The organism is Oleiphilus sp. HI0117, from assembly GCF_001635235.1.
Window position 1 is genome coordinate 1 of the sequence record NZ_LWGA01000646.1, and the last position, 18,348, is coordinate 18,348.

General features: G+C 44.9%; 16 protein-coding genes. 5 read left to right on the forward strand and 11 right to left on the reverse strand.

Annotation, left to right across the window (positions count from 1 at the left end; translation table 11 throughout):
- Positions 1-1,435 (forward strand): triacylglycerol lipase (locus tag A3757_RS08200; protein WP_068739400.1); only part of this gene is annotated, 1,435 nt, incomplete at its 5' end.
- Positions 1,436-1,558: 123 nt separating this feature from the next.
- Here the strand turns inward: A3757_RS08200 and A3757_RS08205 are convergent.
- From A3757_RS08205 to A3757_RS08240, 9 genes are all read right to left on the reverse strand, one after another.
- Positions 1,559-2,155, reverse strand: coding sequence for a nitrous oxide reductase accessory protein NosL (locus A3757_RS08205; protein ID WP_068507640.1), 597 nt, complete (start codon positions 2,153-2,155; stop codon positions 1,559-1,561).
- A gap of 4 nt (positions 2,156-2,159) precedes the next feature.
- Positions 2,160-2,984 (reverse strand): ABC transporter permease, encoded by an 825-nt coding sequence (locus A3757_RS08210; protein WP_068507638.1) that lies wholly within the window; start codon positions 2,982-2,984, stop codon positions 2,160-2,162.
- Between the two features lie 2 nt (positions 2,985-2,986).
- The gene (locus A3757_RS08215; RefSeq protein WP_068554761.1) at positions 2,987-3,910 is read right to left on the reverse strand and encodes an ABC transporter ATP-binding protein; all 924 of its coding nucleotides are present in this window, start codon (positions 3,908-3,910) and stop codon (positions 2,987-2,989) included.
- A complete protein-coding gene (locus tag A3757_RS08220; protein WP_068507633.1) occupies positions 3,907-5,259 on the reverse strand; it encodes a nitrous oxide reductase family maturation protein NosD in 1,353 nt (450 codons plus the stop codon). Before A3757_RS08220 ends, A3757_RS08215 begins: the two co-directional genes overlap by 4 nt.
- 47 nt (positions 5,260-5,306) lie before the next feature.
- The gene (nosZ, locus tag A3757_RS08225) at positions 5,307-7,220 is read right to left on the reverse strand and encodes a TAT-dependent nitrous-oxide reductase (protein WP_068507631.1); all 1,914 of its coding nucleotides are present in this window, start codon (positions 7,218-7,220) and stop codon (positions 5,307-5,309) included.
- 109 nt (positions 7,221-7,329) lie between these two features.
- Positions 7,330-8,196: a 4Fe-4S binding protein gene (locus tag A3757_RS26610; protein WP_068764603.1), complete on the reverse strand. Its 867-nt coding sequence runs from the start codon at positions 8,194-8,196 to the stop codon at positions 7,330-7,332.
- A 69-nt stretch (positions 8,197-8,265) separates the two neighbouring features.
- The gene (locus A3757_RS26615) at positions 8,266-9,483 is read right to left on the reverse strand and encodes an FMN-binding protein (protein ID WP_068552894.1); all 1,218 of its coding nucleotides are present in this window, start codon (positions 9,481-9,483) and stop codon (positions 8,266-8,268) included.
- Between the two features lie 214 nt (positions 9,484-9,697).
- On the reverse strand, positions 9,698-10,606 hold the full coding sequence (locus A3757_RS08235; protein WP_068507629.1) for a response regulator: 909 nt from the start codon (positions 10,604-10,606) through the stop codon (positions 9,698-9,700).
- 78 nt (positions 10,607-10,684) lie between these two features.
- A complete protein-coding gene (locus tag A3757_RS08240) occupies positions 10,685-11,134 on the reverse strand; it encodes a chemotaxis protein CheX (RefSeq protein WP_068507627.1) in 450 nt (149 codons plus the stop codon).
- A 296-nt stretch (positions 11,135-11,430) separates the two neighbouring features.
- Between A3757_RS08240 and A3757_RS08245 the strand changes: the two genes are divergently transcribed.
- Together A3757_RS08245 and A3757_RS08250 are read left to right on the forward strand one after the other, a co-directional pair.
- On the forward strand, positions 11,431-12,267 hold the full coding sequence (locus tag A3757_RS08245) for a hypothetical protein (RefSeq protein WP_068512640.1): 837 nt from the start codon (positions 11,431-11,433) through the stop codon (positions 12,265-12,267).
- 92 nt (positions 12,268-12,359) lie between these two features.
- Positions 12,360-12,905 carry a PaaI family thioesterase gene (locus A3757_RS08250; protein ID WP_082865366.1) on the forward strand — a complete coding sequence of 182 codons (546 nt, stop codon included), beginning with the start codon at positions 12,360-12,362 and terminating at the stop codon, positions 12,903-12,905.
- Between the two features lie 339 nt (positions 12,906-13,244).
- Here the strand turns inward: A3757_RS08250 and A3757_RS08255 are convergent, their stop codons facing one another.
- A complete protein-coding gene (locus A3757_RS08255) occupies positions 13,245-15,902 on the reverse strand; it encodes a cation-translocating P-type ATPase (RefSeq protein ID WP_068511635.1) in 2,658 nt (885 codons plus the stop codon).
- Between the two features lie 184 nt (positions 15,903-16,086).
- On the opposite strand from A3757_RS08255, the gene A3757_RS08260 reads away from it, so the two are divergent.
- Both A3757_RS08260 and A3757_RS08265 read left to right on the forward strand, forming a co-directional pair.
- On the forward strand, positions 16,087-17,166 hold the full coding sequence (locus A3757_RS08260) for an aminopeptidase (RefSeq protein WP_068554289.1): 1,080 nt from the start codon (positions 16,087-16,089) through the stop codon (positions 17,164-17,166).
- Entirely contained in the window at positions 17,167-17,433 is a 267-nt protein-coding gene (locus A3757_RS08265) for a hypothetical protein (protein WP_068507777.1), read from the forward strand. It abuts the gene before it with no gap.
- Here the strand turns inward: A3757_RS08265 and A3757_RS08270 are convergent.
- Positions 17,430-18,008, reverse strand: a complete 579-nt coding sequence (locus A3757_RS08270) for a hypothetical protein (RefSeq protein WP_068507775.1) — start codon at positions 18,006-18,008, stop codon at positions 17,430-17,432. The genes A3757_RS08265 and A3757_RS08270 overlap by 4 nt on opposite strands.
- Positions 18,009-18,348 lie beyond the last annotated feature (340 nt).

An 18,348-nucleotide genomic window follows, 5' to 3' on the forward strand; every position in this document is an offset into this window, starting at 1 on the left:
TAACAAATTAATGGCTTCGGTAGACCTAAAAAACTGGGCGAACCTAAGTCGCTCTGTGTTAAATGGCATCGTTGGTGATTATCTGGAAAAAGAGCACAACCCATTAGCCATCGATATGGCTTTTTACCAGCAAAACATACCTCTATTGCTAGATGACACGCTTGCTCAACAGGTGCTTCAAGGTTCCGGGAGCGTCAAAGCAGAAAAAGCCTTATCTAACAAAATTATCGTCCTCATCCACGGGCTGACCAATCTAGAAACAATATGGGACTTAAAACCAGACTCACTCGGTGGGGAAAGTGAAGGGGAGAGCTCGAGTAATGGTCGTTCAAGTGATGATGACGAAGCGCTAAGTGAAAAAGATAACTATGGTCGACGCTTACAAGAAGAGTTTGGCTTTACGCCTTTTTACTTACGTTACAACACAGGCTTATCGATTAAAGATAATGGGCAAAAATTAACTCGGCTACTTTCAGAGCTCATTGAGGCATACCCCATACCTGTAGAAGAGATCGTGCTAATGGGCTTTAGTATGGGAGGCTTGTTAATACGAAGTGCCCAGAAACTCGCGCAAGATGCCGAAGCAGATTGGCTAAGTTTGTTGTCAAACTGTTATTACATTGGCACGCCTCATGAAGGCTCGCCCTTGGAGAAGTTTGGTCACCTAACCAGTTCTATTGTTCGCTATATCCCGCGTGATTACATTAGTCACTGGGCAGACTGGATAGACGTTCGAAGCCAGGGTATACAAGATCTGAAGGACGGCTTACTCCATCTGAATAAAGAAAAACGTGGCGCGGATAGTGATGACCCCTACGAGCAGAGTGTGCGCTGTGGAAGTTTTACCGCGCATGCTCAGCATCACTTCATTAGCGGCTCGCTATCGGCGAACAAGAATAGTCTACTCAACAAGTATTTTGGCGATAGCCTGGTGAGACATACAAGTGCTAACCCCATATCTGCACCAGAAGACAGTAAGCAGGCCCATTTCAATGGTATTCCACATGTACCTCTGGCTCACTCAGAAAAGGTTTACCAGCAAATAAACCAGTGGTTCCGTGAGCATCCAGATCATATTGACTTGAAGTTCTACGAGGTGAGGGAAGCGACTAAGAAGCAGCAAATGGTGCAGAGAGTCGCGCAAGGCTTGTCGAATCAAGAAATCATATCAGGTAGCTTGGATTTGTTAGCGCTTGCCTATGATCATACGGTAGACGCCGTTGAGAAGGTTCACGGCGCGATAGCAGATGAACCATACAGCGTACTTAGGAAAGTCCCTTTGATTAAAGATGTAACCTTGCCGATAGAAGATAGCCATAAAGATATACTCAATACCATATACTTCTCGCTCAAGGCTGGAGGGAAGCTTGCACACAAAGGGGCGAAAGTTTTAGGTGGCAAGCACAGTAAGGAAAACGAATCTGAGGATAAGTGAGCCCTAATCAACTTACCTCGGTAGAGTCAGACTGCTTTAGCAGCGAATTTGATGTCCGATTGACTTGCTTATATAAAATGTCATCACTTGAGTGTTTAGCACCACGCTCTTCATGAAAGTGGCCTATTGCATATGCCCATGTTTGAGCTTGTCGGTCTGATGCATTGAGTGAGCATGCATAGCTTGATTTAGCACTTCGAGCGAAATATCAGAAAATGCCAGAACTTTGCCACCCTGTGATTTGGCAAACGCTTCTGCACTGTTCTTGTTTTTAAATGAAGCCAGGGCCGGTCCCATTGCTCCGGGGAGCTTATGACCAATTACATACCAGGCTTGTTTGGCATCGATTAGCTCGGCTTCGCGAGTATTACCCCAAGGACTGCTCGTCATATCATGGACAAATGCTTTAGCTGTGTTATGGATATTTTCAGGTTGAAGCATATAGGCGAACAAGTCATTCACTGAGCAAAACTTACGTACCGACGATTTATTCTTCTCAAACATCTCACCTTTAGGGCCGGCAAACTGGTTGATAAGCATTCCACACAGGTGGCATTCGTCCTGGTCTTCAATATGTACGGCGCTGATTTCTGGCTTAGCTTTAGGATCGTTTTCACTACACGAAACAATCCCGAAAATTAATACGCCTTGAATCAGCAAAACCAGCACCGGAACTAAAGGCGACTGTTTAGCGTTTTGGTGGGGGGGCTTATGATTCATCACCTTATACCTCTCGTTTCTTCAATAAGTAGGCGGCGAATGCAAGTGGTGCTGCGATCCATAAAACCAGGGAAGATAGCAGTCCTGCCATGCTCATCTCTGTGCCTTCAGCCAGTTGTAGCACGCCACCATATTCTGCGGCATTAACCACCTGATAATTAACCAGGCGGAAGATATACGTTGGGTTCAAGAGTAAAACTTGACTGAGCAAGTCACTTTGAATATCGCCTTTACTGGCGACTAAAATAGCGAGTAAAGCCAAGTCGAATACCAGTACAAAGAAAAACCAGGTGACCAAAGCCAGGCCCGCGGCACGCGATTTCTCTTCTACGCTAAGACTAATAACATAGGCGATGGCAATAAAAACCCAGCCAAGTAGTGTCGCCGATAGAATAAACCAGAAAAATGCATTGAGAACTTCTAGGGTTTCCACCTCGCTGCTGAAGATAATGGCTGCTGCAGCAGTACTAAAACCAAGCAGGGAGGAGATCGCGATGATACTTCCTTGGCCCAGAAATTTGCCAATCAACATATCGCGTCGACTGAGGGGGTAGGTGAGCAGGAGTAGCATGGTGCCTTGTTCATATTCTCCTACGAAGGCGTTGTAGGCGATCATCAATGCGATCAAGGGAATCAGGATAACGGCCAGACTTGCCAGACTAATTAAGGTTGAGTTGAGCGAGGCAAAGCCGATACTACCTGAGGCAGCCGCGCCAAAATACGTAAGCCCTAAAGATAGAATGGCGAAGATTACCGTGATCGCCAAAGTCCAGCGATTGCGGAAGCCATCTTTAAATTCTTTTGAGGCGACAGTTAGTATTTTATCCATATTTATTGCTCTCCCTTGCGAATAAAGTGGCTGTATATTTCCTGCAAGGAAGGTTGCTTGATCTCCAGGTCGCTGATGCTTGTATTTCCCGAGAGTGTTCTAAGGGCGGACATTTTATCTTTCGTCGGCACAAGCAGAGATTGCTGGCCAGCCGCACAGGCGACCGCATTTTGATACTGCATGAGTTCGCTGGGAATTTCATTCGCTGCTAAGCCATGCGCTTTGATCTCGATAGGCAGCTCGCTTTGCTGGCGAAGCGTTTCAAGATTACCCAAGGCTAATTGCTTCCCGCCACCTAGTATCATAGCTCTGTCGATATGCGCTTCAACACCAGGGAGAACATGAGAACAAAGAATCACTGCGCAACCATCGCTTCGTAGTTCGTCTACCGTACGATAAAAATAATCGGTTGCGATAGGGTCTAAGCCAACGGTGGGCTCATCCAGTAATAATAGTTTAGGTTTGCCTAGCAGTGCTTGCGCCAAACCAAGGCGCTGCCTCATACCTTTAGAGTAGGTTTTGACTGCTCGATTTGCTGCAGCTTGAAGGCCAACACTCTCAAGTAACCGTTCAGCCTCGTTCTTTTTAAAGCCTTTAAGTTTGGCGAAGTAAGTGAGTATATCGCGCCCGCTTAGGTGATCATAAAAGCTAACATTTTCGGGTAGATAACCAAACTTCTGGCGAATGTGGTGAGCTTTTTTGTCTCGAGGTGACTGGCCAAGGGTTAGTACTTCGCCTTGACAAGGCTCAAGCACGCCCAGGATGATTTTCATCAGCGTACTTTTGCCAGCGCCGTTATGACCAAACAAGCCAAGCACTTCGCCTGGAGGCAAGTCCAGATTGATTGCCTCGAGTGCTTTTAGCTCGCCATAATGTTTGGAGACTGAGTCAAGCTTAACAACAAGGTCAGAAGAAGGGGACGTCATGGGCTGGCTACCTTACGAGCGGGCGGTGTCATGAGAGGGAAACTATCTCTTACCCCAGGCGATTTAAGTACCGGGAATTGTTTTTGGATATAACGTAGTAACAATACTGCAGGGCTATCCATTAGCATTTTTGCCTGAGGAAACTTCCATAGTAGCTTGTCGATACTGTCATTGGGTTCGAAGTAGGTATCGCCAATTTGATCATTGTTCATATCCCAGCCTAAATAGTCGCTCCAGTAATTACCTTGGGCGTCGAGGCTCCATTCTTGTTTGCGGGTCGCGACGTATTTCACTTGAGTCTGGTTTTTGATAAAGGTGTTTTTAGCAATAATATTGTTCTCGGAACCTGCTGTCAGGTGAATACCGATTTCTGCATTACTCACGTCATTGTCTAGAATTTTGTTGTGCAGCGAGTTATAAATAAAGAAGCCCTTACCATCGGCACCCTCAACGTGACGTGCCTCACTTTGACGCACGCCATCAATCGTGTTGTTAGTTAAGGTGGAATAGGTAATAAAGTTTAATAAGATGCCGTAGTCTTCACTATCGAGTGACTGGTTATGATTGACAGTGAGACTTCTGGATTGCATGAGCGCATAGCCTGCACGGGTTCGTACCGCTTTGTTTTTGGTGACGGTATTGCTGTGGGAGTACATGTAATGAACCCCGTAGCGAAGGTCGTGCATATGGTTTTCAGTGAGCAGGTTGTTCTGGCTAGAAATAATGTAAATTCCGTCACGGGTATGCCAGATTTCGTTGCCACGAACCTCGGTATTGGTCGCAACGGATAGATGAATACCATTGCCTCGGTCGGTTGAGCGCATCTGCTCGTTACCGCTTATTTTATTGTTGATAATTTTTGCACCATCGCATTTATCTAACCAAATACCGCTAGTATCACCATGAAGCAGGTTATTCTTGATGGTTGTATTTTGTGCCGATTTTTCAATAAAGATGCCGGCATTCATTGCCGTTAAATCATCGCCCCAGTTTTCTATTGTCAGATTTTCAATGGTGACATGTGGAGCTTTTATTCGAATCCCGTCATGCATGCCTTGGGCGTTGATGATAGCGCCCTTTTCACCTTGAATAGTGAGACTCTGTCGAATAACAAAGTTACCGGCGTAAACACCGGGAGAGAGGACTATCGTATCGCCTCGAGAGGCATTATCGAGAACAGCTTGTAGGTCTAGCTGAGAATTAATCCTTATCTCTTGAGCATAGGCTGAAGAGGATAAAAGAGATGCCACCACTATCAGACAGGTACAGAGGCACAGCATAAGGATATACGCACTGTGCTTCTGTTTGTTCTGCTGTGTTTCCAGCAGTATTCGAGATGGTTGTGACATCTTGTACTTCTTTTTCGCCTTTAGCAGTTAGCTAAAGCTTAAAGGGTTTAAGCTTCGACTAACATTCGGCCACGCATTTCCATATGCAGTGCATGGCAGAACCAGTGACAGTAGAACCATTGTACGCCAACCTTGTCGGCGGTAAAGGTCACTGACTGGGTTTGCTGAGGGCCAATTTCCATACTGACGCCATGGTTGACCATACAGAAACCATGAGTTACGTCTTCTACCATATCAAGGTTAGTGATCACCATGGTGACTTCATCGCCTTGCTTAACGGTAAATTTGTTCAGGCCAAAGTTTGGTGCAACCGAGGTCATATAAACCGTCACTTTGTTACCCTTGCGAATAATCTTGTTGTCCATTTCAAGATTTACACCATCTTTCTTTGCTTGAGCAACGGTTTCAGCGAAGAAGGGGTCATCACGCTTCCAGATTTTGCTTGGCTTCACTTTGCTTCGATGAACGATCATACAATCGTGAGGCTCAGCAAAGGTCGGGCCGTCGTGAATCAGCTTCATTTCATCGCCGGAGATATCGATTAACTGATCATTTTCGGCACGAAGTGGGCCCGTCGGTAAGAATCGGTCTTTAGAGAACTTACAGAGACAGACTAGGTATTTGCCATCAGCATCACGGGTTTCACCCATGGTGGTGTGAAGGTGACCTGGCTGATAATGAACATCCAGCTTTTGGCGAATGTAATTAACTTTCTTGTCTTGATAAGCTTTGATCGCATCTTCCACGTTCCACTTAACCACCTGACTATCGATAAAGACGGTTGTATAAGCATTACCGCGTCCGTCAAAGGCTGTATGAAGCGGCCCTAAGCCCAGCTCTGGCTCTGCAACGATGGTATCGCGAGGTTTGATCTTATCATCAAATAGTGAAGCCAGCTTCTTGATCGCAATCACTGAAACGGTTGGTGAAAGCTTACCGTTAGCCACAAAGTATTCACCGTTTGGTGAAGTGTTCAAGCCATGAGGACTCTTGGGTACCGGAATATAGCGAGTATATTTGGAACCTTTACGGCCATTGATTACAGGTACTTTGGAATCGCCGATTGTCTTGAAGTCACCGTTCTGAACCGCTTTCTCAAGCGCTGGAATATCAAATACAACAACATGGTCACGCTCAGCTGAAATCATTTCAGGTAGCGTTACGCCGTTTTCAGAGTTATAGCAGGTTGATGCAGCGAAACGACCGTCGTAGTCGGCATCGGTATTATCAAGGTTGCCATCAACAATGACCTGGAAAGCCATTTCCATCTTCTCAGCGTCAATGACGTTGAACATGGAGAAATATTTACTAGGGTCATCCAAATCACGTCCGTCATTCGGTAATGGAATTTCATATTCACCGTTACAGAATATATATTTGGTATGAGGTACTTTCTGAACCCTTAAACCATGGATCGCCTGTACATTTGGAACGTCGATCATCTTATCGGCTTTCATAATGTCGCAGCGGATACGTGCTACACGAGTATTTGCTTTATCGTTGATGAAAACATACTTACCGTCATAGCGGCCATCTTGCATACTCATATGAGGGTGATGTGCATCACCGTTAAAGTACTTGGCAGATTCACCCATGACTGCTTTACTTTCGTTGGTCTGACCCCAGCCAGTCGCGCTTTCATGGTTGAATACCGGAATACGCATTAGCTCACGCATTGAAGGTAGGCCAAGTATGCGAACTTCACCTGAGTGACCTCCACTCCAAAAGCCGTAATATTCGTCGAGCTCACCTGGCCCTACATGGGCGCTAGCAGCCATTTTCTCGGCCGTTTTTGCCTGAGCAAGTTCTGAAAACATGGATGCGGTAAGTGTTGACGCAGCAACACCTGCACCACCGACTAAAGTGGTTGCACCAATAAATTTACGACGGCTCATGCCTTCTTTTTCAGGACTATCATCGACGTGGCGGTCGACAGGGTTTTCCTTATTTATGTCGGTCATAATGATCTCCAAGTTGTTCCTGGTTGTGATAGAGAACTTCTTACTTCGTTGTTTGTACTGCTAATTCTTTAATTGCTTTTATTGTGTGTTTTTCTTTTGTATTCGAATCTTATGAGCCTCCTTGGTTGACAATACGAACCGGCTCGACAGGCGCTTCTTTCGTTGCTTTGCGGTATTTTTTGGCAAGTGGTGGGCATTTCTCTTTACTGTGATAAGTCATCTGACAATCGAGGCAGTAGTGGCATTCGCGCATATTAATCTCACCAGTAGGAGCAATCGCTCCGATCTCACACTCTTGGGCACAAAGCTGGCAGGGCTTGCCGCATTCTTTTCGGCGTTTTAGCCAGTCGAAGAGGCGAGCGAAAGAAGGAATAGCAATGGCTGCACCCATTGGGCAGACGTAGCGGCAATAGAACTTACGATTAAATATTGACGTAACCAGAAGCCCGGCCGCGTAAAGAATGAAGGGCCAATCGCGATCGAAGCGCAGCAGGAAAGTTGTTTTGAAAGGCTCCACTTCGGCATAGGTTTCTGCGACAGCCAGGGACTCCAGTGATAAGCCAAACAAAGCTAGCAAAATTAGGTATTTAATCGCCCATAAACGCTCATGAATAACAAAAGGAATATGTAGCTGAGGAATGCGTAGCTTCATCGCGATTTCGCCTATCAGCTCTTGCAAGGCACCGAAGGGGCACAACCAGCCGCAGTAAACACCTCGGCCCCACATTAAGACTGTGGCAGCGACAAAAACCCAAAGTACAAAAATAATCGGGTCGAGGAGGAAGGTTTCCCAGTTGAAGTCGTTCATCAGCGATTGAACGAAGGTAAGTACATTGACAACGGACAGCTGTCCCTTACAGTACCAGCCAATAAACCCTACTGTATAAAGAAGGAAGCCAATTCTGAAATAGTGCATAAAGCGAGGGAACTTAACTAACCAATCTTGTATGAATAATACAAGGGTGAGAACCAACATGCTGAAGACCAGCAGTTTCGTTGCCGTACTCTTATCTTCCCAAACCTGTTCCCATAGCGCTTTTTCTTCTTAGATTTCTGGCGGTTCAGGCCTAATTAAAAACTCTTCGAGTGCGGCATACTCTGGTTTAAAACTGGTAAAGACGCCTTCAATAGGGCCTGTCTGGCGGCGAATAAGTAGCTCGACTTGCCAGGGTTGTCCGGGGTCAAACTTATGATGCTCGCTGACAATGAACAGCGACATTTCTTTAAAGTGCGGCGTACCCGCAGCATATAGGTCGTTAATTCGGTATTGTTCGGTATCCCTGAAGCTGAACTCATTTTTACCTTGGTGAATGACGATTCGGTCAAATATTCCTCCGCGAACATAGCCAGAGCCTTTAAAGGAATAGCCGTTTCCGAGTAAACCTATTACATGCTCGCCGGGCTTTAGTTGCTCCATCATCCATTCATATTCACCGTCACCTAAGAGTGAACGGCCGACTGTCGGGATATTCAATTGCGTATAATATAGATCGACAAAAGTGTCTTCTTTTTCTTCAAGCGGGGCTGCCTGGTCCGCAGCTTCAGTTGCCATGAAAGCATCATCGACTTTGGAATTGTTCAAATGGAAACGTCGGATCGCACCGTTGCCTGTCAGGGTCTGCCAGTCGGAAGGCTGGTAGACTTCTTGATTAATCGTGGCCGCAGCCTGTGAGGCAAATTCAGAGGCTTCGATGATGCCATGCGCGATCGCCACTTCGTTGGCGGCGCGAATAATCCCCATGTTCATCACCATCACAGTGACGGTTGCACCGGATACGCCATCGAGATACTCGGTGTTCTCTTCTGTTCCCGTGCCGACTTTTACCTTGGTGTTAACTTTTAGCCCTTGGTATTGGTCCGTAAAGTCACATAAATCTTGCTCTGGAATTCCTACCAGCAAGATAGGTTCATGATGTTCCAGAACATTGGCAGAAATGATTGTTCCTTGAGTATCCAACGTCACAAGTGTATTGACGGGTTCACCGGAGTAGGCAGGAATACGCGCGACATCATCTGTTTCAAAGGCGTAGCCAATGACTTGCTCGTCTTGGAAAATCGTTTTGATTTGAGGGTCGCCAGTTTTTTCAGAAATCGAGCTGGCATTCGGGAAAGCCTCTTGGATAAAGGGAAGAGGGGCTTTAATTGGCGTGATATCAAGCCCGGCAGAAAAAGCAGGGCTGCCGATAAGGCAGATAAATAGACAGGAAACTAATAGATACAAATTCCTAAGGGAAAAGCTTGTTCCATCAAAAGGGTATTTCATCTCGTCTGTAGATCCAATATTTAATGTAAGCCATTGACGTTGCGAACATTAATACAGTGATCTGTAGCGAAGAGAAACGAAGAAAAGCAGGGCAGTTGACCCTAATCAACTTTATACCCCCAAGGTGATAGGAGTGTATAAGGTGATAATAGATTGAGTAAGGGAGCGAGGTTAAATATAAGGTCCAGACAAATGAACGGAATAGATAACTAACTTAGCGATTAACTGCGATCACCGACATTCGGCCCTTCCCATAACCATCTATACAGAGCTCAAAATCCATGCGCTGGTTACCGCCTTTTCGACTTAACGCATCTAGTTTATCGAATGGTTTGGCGATCAGGTGGAAGTTTTCCAGCTTTAGGTCCGTGCCACTTTTTTGGTCGAAGAATAGAACCGAAATTACCTTGAGTACCATGCCGCAGTTTTCGAGAAGCTGCTTTGGGATTGCCTTTTTCTGTATTGAGTCAAGCGCATCTTCAACCGGCAGGTTATGCAGAGCGGAACCCAAAAAACAGCTTGCTTCAAGATCGAGTACGCAGATACTACGAATAGACGAGGTGCCTGATATCGCGTAAATACCTGTAATGAAGGGAAGGTGCTCGTAATTGAGTGGCTCGGTTGTTTTTTCGGTGAGTTTAACCGAAGAGCTGGTGACCGCATTAATGGCTTTATCGAATGCGGCTGCCGTAGGTAGTGTGATGCCTTTGTCGCAAGTTACGGCTGTATCTTGCTTTAAAGCATCCTCACCTTCTATTGCGCCTTGGAGGATAGGCAGAACTGCTTTATGCAAATCTTCATCGGTAAAGGGCTTGTTTACAATGAAACATGCACCCATTTCTTTCGCTTCTTTTAAACGGCTCTCAGAGGTTTCTGAGGTGACAAACCCGATGTTGCTGGGTAGTTCCAATTTATTCAATAATTGCAGCAGCTGAATTCCTGTCATTTCCGGCATATGCCAGTCACATAGAATTAGGTCAGGCGTCCAGTCTTTGGCTATATTAAGCGCATCTTTTCCGTTATTTGCCGTCTTGTATTCATTGTCGCTATAACCCAGCTGTTCTAGGCCACGTTTAACAATAACTTGCATGGCACGGCTATCGTCTACGATAAGAAATTTCATTGCGGATAAGACCCTTTGTATATAGCAAGTGTTTGAATTGCTTTATTAATTATTTGAAGCGATAGTTTATTCATTGCGCTAACTTTGTCCAATAAATACGCCGGCATATATGGTTGTTCCGTCTTCATCCTGCGTAAAGACTTCCCAATCCGGCTCAATATCCTGCATTAGCGTTTGCGCTTGTTCCTTCGTAAGCTGGATCGGCACATCTAAGTGTGTATCTTCGCTTATTTCGAGTTGTACTTGGCCTGCCAGGATATTTCCTAATTCACAGAGCGCGTCATTTGCGTCGTTTTTGCTGAGCTCTTCTTCCGGTAGCTGAAATAATAGAGAGGCGGCCCTGTAGCTAAGTTTTGTTGGCATTGCTAAAACCATTAAAAAATTGTTTTGGCCAACGATAGGTATTTCTACAAAGCACTCTAAAATGCATTCTTGTTGATGAGGCTGGGGCTCAATATATTTGAGCTCGGCACCAAATAGCTTAGTCCACACACCTGATAGCAAGCTATAAAAAGTTTGCTTGTTCATTCTGTCAGCATCCTGTTTTTTAAACGCATTGCTTCACGTGCATAGTGGAATCTCTTAACGAAAGAAGGAAATCGGCTACCTTCCAGTATAGAAAAGAATTTTATTTTTGCTCTGAATAATTGTCGGTGATAACAAAATATTACAGAACATGGATGTTATGACGTAAAAAACTGTATTATTCACAACAGAAAAATGAACAAAATAAGACTATATTTACGATTAGAATAAATTTACGTTTAATTTAGGCAATTTTTGTTGAAAGATTGCGTATCAAGGATGGCCCAAGAAGAGACATTATGCCGACAGATACAAATTACATCATTATTCAGCTGCTAATCGGCACCTTTGCTTGTTTGTGCATTAGCGTCGCTTACATTATGTTTTTGAAGCATAAGCTGACAAAGCTTAAGCCGGGGAAACATCATACTTTTGAATATGCCTACGATGGAAAAACGGTAGGCAAGACTGCGCCTGATTCAGAAGGTGAGGAAGAGTCTGTCGAAGATGGAATGAACAAACTGGATGAATTGTCCGGCCAGCAATTAAGTTTGAGCTCGCAACTTAAAGATATGACATCTGAGAATGACCGGCAAGCCTTTAGTGATTCTGAGCGGCAGCGTTTGCTTGAACATATTGAGGCACTCGAAGCCTCCTTGAAAGAATCAGGAAAGCGGATTACCTCAATGAATGTTCAATATCAGCAAGCTAGCCGAGACATTGAAAAAGAGGCTAATAAAGTTTCAAGCCTAAAGAGGGTTGTTGATGCTGTTGATACAAGCAATGAGAGAGAAGAATCGTTAATCGAAAAAACACAGCAGCTTTCGGAACAACTGGACGAGAAAGTGAAGGAGATTAAGAAATTACGAATTAATTCATCACTTATGACCAAAGAGCTTGATGATCTCAAGGCGGACAACAGTGAAGCCTACCTATTAAAGCAGTCGCTTGAAGAGGCACAGCAAAAACTGAAACGTTCTGAAGCTGAGCGCGAAACCCTCGAAAGCAACTATGTCGACCTCGCAGAAAACAGTCAGTCCCCTAAAGAATTGCAAGACGAGCTGAACCGCTTGAAAAAAGAGTATGAAATGCTTGAGCAGCGTTTCATTAGTTATGGCAACTCGGGTGCTGCCTAGCGTACCCTTTTTCTACTAAGTGAATATCACTTGCGTGCCTTGCTCAGGCTGGTAGTCTAGCGCCTTCAAATTACTTTAAGGAAGATGGCCACATGATGAGCTACCTTCAGTCTATCAATCAAGACCTACAAAATCGCATGCGTGACTGGGCAAACAAACCTCAGTCAGACGCTTCAGGCTTTGTCTCCAAAGTTCAAAGCACCGCAATGACGGCTCTGTTGACCAAGTTTGTTGGTCAGGCGATTCCTTTTGCGACGCGAAATGGTTTTAAAGTACTTGAGGTAAAGCGCGGCTTTTTGAAAGCAGGTATTCCCCTTAAGCCAAACAAGAATCACTTTAATGCCATGTACGCAGGCGCGCTATTTACCGTCGCCGAAATTCCTGGGGGCATTATTTCAATGCTGAGCTTTGATGAGCGTTTTTATCCTGTCTTAGTCGACTTAAAGATGGAATTCATCAAGGTTGCCAAAACTGATGTCACGGTTGAGTTTGGTTTATCTGACCAAGAACTAGCCCGCCTGGAAGAAGAAACCTTGGCAGAAGGCAAGAGTAGCTTTGTCCTGGAAGGTGAGGTTAAAGACGCTGAAGGTACGATAGTGGCGAAAAGCTACGCGAATTATCAGGTAAGAATGCGCTAAGTAATATTTGGGTCAGAGTTCAGTTGGCTTTTTTGACTCTGACCCGAATGGCACTTACTTAAGCTTGATTTCGCCCCGAAACTCATCATTCCCGCGCACAAGGTGAATTGCGCAGCAAGAGAGGGCCGCCTGGGCGGGGCGGGAATCCATTGTTTTTCAGCCGTTTGGCTGACCTAGAGAGTTAAAAAAGACTAGAAATCTTTAGGTTAGCGATAGTCATGGTCCTTCAATTTCATTGAGTTAGCCTCAAAACAATGGATTCCCTTGTTCAAGGGAATGACGCCATTTTCTCCTTAAGTAAGTGCCATTCGACTCTGAACCTCTTTATTTTTACCTCGTTTATTTCTTATATAGCCAGCCTTTTCTTACCAAATGCTTTTCGCCTTCTACGGCGAAGAAAACTACTAAAGCTAGTCCACAGCAGATCAATAACTCCGTCATGGGGAGTGCCTGAGTTTTAAACCATTCGTTACCTAGTGGCGTGTAAATAACAAGTAATTGCAGTGCGAGAGTACTGATCAATGCCGCAATTAAGGCCTTATTGGTAAAGAACCCGATAGAAAACAGAGACAAGGTTTCTGAACGAATTGCCATGACATGCATGAGCTGGGATAAAGTCAGCGTGGTAAATACCATTGATTGCCAGTAGTCGGGGCTGTACTCTAGGGCCCAATATTGGGCGAAGAGAGATAGTGCACCGATTAAAAAACCTATAAATACAATGTGTTGCCACATACCGTGAGAAAAAATACTTTCATTTGGTGGGCGTGGCGCTCTGGCCATGACACCTTTTTCTTTTGGCTCGACAGATAGGGCCAATCCAGGTAAACCATCGGTAACCAAGTTTATCCAAAGAATGTGGATAGGCAGCAGGGGAATAGGCATACCCAAAAAAGGTGCGAGCAGTAATACCCAAATTTCACCTGAGTTACTGGTCATCGTATATTTTATGAATTTTCGAATATTATCGAAGATTCGTCTACCCTGTTCGACTGCTTTGACGATGGTGGCGAAGTTGTCGTCGAGTAGCACCATATCAGAAGCTTCACGAGCTACGTCAGTGCCATTCTTCCCCATAGCGACACCTATGTGGGCATTTTTGAGTGCTGGGGCATCGTTCACTCCGTCTCCAGTCATTGCGCAATATTCGCCATTGCTTTGAATTGCATTTACCAGTCGGACTTTCTGCTCTGGTGAGACTCGCGCATAAACTTGCGTTGACTGAACAGTTTGTTGGAGTTCAATATCATCAATCGATGCCATATCAGCCCCGGTAATGACACTGGGGTGATGTTCACTGCTATTCGCTGACTCGTTAGCTGGAACCAGATCGAGTTGTTTCGCAATTGCCAAAGCTGTTGCAGGATGATCCCCGGTAATCATTATCGGTGTGATACCAGCTGTTTTACATTGTTGAACGGCCTCTTTGGCTTCTTCTCGGGGAGGGTCGATCAATGCGGCTAAGCCTAGGAAAGTCATCTGTGACTCAAGCGTTTCCTGATCGAAAGTGTCGCCGTCATTTAAGTTCTTCATAGCGAAAGCGAGTACTCGGTAGCCTTGTGTCGCAAGGTCTTCTGCAATATCTAGCCAGAGATCACGATCAAACTGCTGCACTTCTGCGGCTTGGGTAAAAGCTTGGCTACAGCAGGAAAGTACTGCTTCAGGTGCCCCTTTCGTATAAGAAATTAAGGGTGTGTGGGGTTCACCCATTAGCTTGTGTACAGTAGTCATACGCTTTCGGTTAGAGTCAAAGGCACACTCGGCAACGCGCGGAAGCGATTTCTCAAGTTCTGTTTTTAGGAAGCCAGCTTGGGCTGCGCAGTTGAACAAGGCTAGCTCTGTCGGTTCGCCACTAGACTGCTCTATCTCGCGACTAACCCTGACATCATTGTTGAGCGAGAGCACATGTGCAAGGTGCGAGCTTTGAGCCAAACTGTTCAGGGCGTAAGGTTTGCTTTCAGGTGTAATTAGCTTGTCTACGTGCATTTTGTTCTGAGTGAGAGTGCCGGTTTTATCAGAGCAGATGTAGCTAACCGAGCCTAAGGTCTCGACAGAAGGTAGGTTACGCATCAAGGCATTAATCTTGATCATTTTTGCTGCCCCTAAGGCTAAGGCAATACTTACAACAGCAGGTAGGGCTTCGGGAATGGCTGCCACAGCTAGGCTAATACCGGTTAGCAGCATTAATAACCAGGGTTCACCCCGAATAAGGCCAAGGACAATCACAACCAGGCATATAAACACAATACTGATAGCGAGACGCTTACTGAATAGGGCTAGCCTATTCTGGAGTGGCGTATGGCTCTGTTTAGCGCTTTTTAGCAATGAGGCTATTTTCCCCAGCTCGGTTTCCATGCCTGTGGCAGTGACAATGCATTGAGCTGAGCCCCTGTTGATCTGAGTGCCTTTGAATAGCATATTGCTGCGCTCAGCGAGCAAGGTATCTTCGTGTTCAAGTGCTTCGACACGTTTATCAACACCAAGAGATTCACCTGTCAGTGATGATTCATCACACTCAATATCCTTGCCCTCGACAAGGCGAACATCGGCAGGCACTACGTTGCCGGCCTCCAGGCTAATAATATCGCCAGGGACGAGTTGCGTGCTGGAAATAGTCTGCCATTTGCTATCGCGTAAAGTCAGCGTCTCGAGTGTCGCCATGGCTCTAAGAGAAGCCATCGCTTTTTCAGCCCGGAATTCTTGAAAAGCGCCCAATATTGCATTGAGGCCAATAATACAAAGGATAATAAGTGTATCCACGGCTTCACCGACTAGACCGGAAATCGCCGCCGCGCAGAGTAGCACCATAATCATTACATCCTGAAACTGAGCCATGATCACCTTCCACCAAGGGCGGGTGTTGGCCTGTTCCAGAATATTTTCTCCCTGTGTAGTTAAACGTTCCTGCGCTTCTTGTTTACTTAGGCCCTTTTCTATTATTGAATTCAGAGCTTCTGCGCATTCTTCAGTATTTAAGGTGTGCCACTTTGTTGACATAGATTCTAATCCTGTGGTCAGATTCTTTCTTCATAAGAATGATCTAATCATAAAATGATTTCTAGTGAATGACGATATTCAGTATTCACCAATCTTGATGCGGGTCACTTAAGAGCTCGAATCTAAAAGCTCTTTTTATAATTCAAGCCAGCCTTCGAGGCTTTGTCGTAAAAAGGGGAAGTGCTTGCGAAAGCGATTAAAGGTTTTGGGGCTTGGTGCCCTGTGTTTGTCGTCTGTGACCTTGCTGAGTGCTTGTTCTTCAGTTAGTTATTATTCACATTTGTTAAATGGCCAAACCTCTCTTTTGTGGAATCGAGAGCCTGTTGAGACACTGCTAGCGGATGATGAAACCTCTGAGGAGCTTCGAAAGCGTCTGATTTTATCTCAAGCGCTTAGAGATTTTGCCAGCAAGGAACTCAATCTACCAGTCGATGACGCATATACCAGTTATACAGACTTAGGCCGACGCTATGCGGTTTGGAATGTCTATGCTGCGTCTGAACTGTCTTTGGATGCTTATACTTGGTGCTACCCAATACTTGGGTGTTTGGCCTATAGAGGCTATTACGATCAATCTATGGCCAAAGCTGAAGCCTTGAGACTTGAAAAACAAGGCTTTGAAACTCGAGTGGGGGGCGTGCGGGCTTATTCTACCTTAGGTTTTTTTGACGACCCATTGTTAAGTAGTTTCATATTTACGGATGAAGTATATCTGGTCGAGTTGTTGATACATGAGATTTCTCATCGCAAGCTCTATATAAAAAATGATACTAAATTTAACGAAAACTTCGCTACGGCTGTTGGTACGATTGGCGCTGAGCTTTGGTATAAGAACCAAAGTCAAACACATAAATATCAAGAATATCAGCAAGCAAAAGCAGAGCAAAAGAAGTTAATGAGCTTTGTTTTGAGCTACAAAGATAAACTTCATGATGTCTACCAGGACGACTCATGGAGCGTAGAAAAAAAACGTAAAGAGAAAGATAAGCTGCTGAAGGAAATGAAACTCTCCTTTCAATCTCTAAAGCAGAAGCATGCTTGGGATAGTCGCTATGACCGCTGGGTGAATGAACTTAACAATGCCGGTTTTTCAACCTTATCGAACTATCAGGACTTGGTGCCAGGTTTTATCGCTTTATACCACAGGCTTGGTGAGGATTGGGATGCTTTTTATCAGGAGGTTGAGCGCTTGTCTGAACTTGATAAGTCACAGCGGCATGCGCATTTGAAGTCCTTAAGTGAAGCGATTGGAGAGCATCAATAAATGACACAGAATATTGTTTTGGCACTGGTGATAATTATCTCTCTCTGGGCGCATGTCTGGCTGTATTTATGGATGAAATTCAAAATGGACGAAGGTGTTATTACTCGCTGTCTAAAAGATGCCTCGGTAGACATGCAGAGTGACAGTATTGCTAAGCAAGTCGAGATGAGCGTCGAGCGAGTTGAGAAAGTTTGCCTCCGCAGCAAAGAGATTCAGGTAGGTGAGGGGCACGAGAAAATTATCTCACTATCAGTCACTGGAATTTAAGCAATAATTCCGTTTCGACTTAAGTGTTCGTCCAGGGTAGTGTGGTGAGGGATAGCCTTGCCTGATACCCAGTTAGCTGCTGCTTGCTCTCCAGTTAATGCTAAGACCTTTTGCTCTTTATCCCACTCGTCATTTGAAGCGCTCTTTAGATAAGCGAGTACGTCGTTGTTAGGGGTCTTCAAGCAAGACTTGATTACCAGTCCAGTAATTTCTTCGTATGTGCCTGGGCCACATTGGCCTGTGTTCGTTATAGCGCGGGTTGCCCCTATAAGGTAGAAAGCGCAGGCTTTTCTCAACCAAGCATACTTTTCGCCATGTATATCTCCATAGCGCTTTTTTAGGGGTAGAAGCTGCATACCTGCAAAAACTTGTGCTTCTTTGAGGATAGCCATTTTGTCCTCATATTTCACACTGGCTGAAGCATTTCCTACTAAAGGTTTACGCTCGTCAGTTTGTGTCATTTTTTTAGTATGGTTGAGAGGAGGGTAATCACGATAGAGTGAGCGAATTCTTACGAAGGTGATGATGAAAAGCAAAAAAACAAAGACTTCTGCCAAGTGGATAAGTGCGCTCATGAGTTTCTTCCTTGTAACTATAGATAAGCACTGGGCTCTATCATTCTGAAGACAGTCGGTTCTCGTTTGCATCATACAGACGCACGTAGTGTTAGAAAACAACTCTTTATTCTATAGAGACTGCGCTATCGAATACATAAAACCCTTATATATTTTTGAGAAGTGTGAGGTATTGCTTTTCTAGAGTGTAAAAAATTGCAATAAGTTCACGGTTTCCAGTATTCAAAATGTTTGTCATGGAATGAAAAGTGTATAATCTTCATTCTTAAATTTAATATATTTTTCATGTGCTTACGTGTCAGGTCAGCTTCGTAAAGCCTTTCCGCAACGCAGGGTTTAC

Excerpts from the sequence above, each read along its gene's own strand:
- A3757_RS08270 (WP_068507775.1), bottom strand. The coding sequence starts at position 18,008 with ATGAGCGCACTTATCCACTTGGCAGAAGTCTTTGTTTTTTTGCTTTTC.
- A3757_RS08265 (WP_068507777.1), top strand. The coding sequence starts at position 17,167 with ATGACACAGAATATTGTTTTGGCACTGGTGATAATTATCTCTCTCTGG.
- A3757_RS08250 (WP_082865366.1), top strand. The coding sequence starts at position 12,360 with ATGATGAGCTACCTTCAGTCTATCAATCAAGACCTACAAAATCGCATG.
- A3757_RS08245 (WP_068512640.1), top strand. The coding sequence starts at position 11,431 with ATGCCGACAGATACAAATTACATCATTATTCAGCTGCTAATCGGCACC.
- A3757_RS08215 (WP_068554761.1), bottom strand. The coding sequence starts at position 3,910 with ATGACGTCCCCTTCTTCTGACCTTGTTGTTAAGCTTGACTCAGTCTCC.
- nosZ (WP_068507631.1), bottom strand. The coding sequence starts at position 7,220 with ATGACCGACATAAATAAGGAAAACCCTGTCGACCGCCACGTCGATGAT.
- A3757_RS08210 (WP_068507638.1), bottom strand. The coding sequence starts at position 2,984 with ATGGATAAAATACTAACTGTCGCCTCAAAAGAATTTAAAGATGGCTTC.
- A3757_RS08255 (WP_068511635.1), bottom strand. The coding sequence starts at position 15,902 with ATGTCAACAAAGTGGCACACCTTAAATACTGAAGAATGCGCAGAAGCT.
- A3757_RS08205 (WP_068507640.1), bottom strand. The coding sequence starts at position 2,155 with ATGAATCATAAGCCCCCCCACCAAAACGCTAAACAGTCGCCTTTAGTT.
- A3757_RS08235 (WP_068507629.1), bottom strand. The coding sequence starts at position 10,606 with ATGAAATTTCTTATCGTAGACGATAGCCGTGCCATGCAAGTTATTGTT.
- A3757_RS08220 (WP_068507633.1), bottom strand. The coding sequence starts at position 5,259 with ATGTCACAACCATCTCGAATACTGCTGGAAACACAGCAGAACAAACAG.
- A3757_RS26610 (WP_068764603.1), bottom strand. The coding sequence starts at position 8,196 with ATGTTGGTTCTCACCCTTGTATTATTCATACAAGATTGGTTAGTTAAG.
- A3757_RS26615 (WP_068552894.1), bottom strand. The coding sequence starts at position 9,483 with ATGAAATACCCTTTTGATGGAACAAGCTTTTCCCTTAGGAATTTGTAT.
- A3757_RS08240 (WP_068507627.1), bottom strand. The coding sequence starts at position 11,134 with ATGAACAAGCAAACTTTTTATAGCTTGCTATCAGGTGTGTGGACTAAG.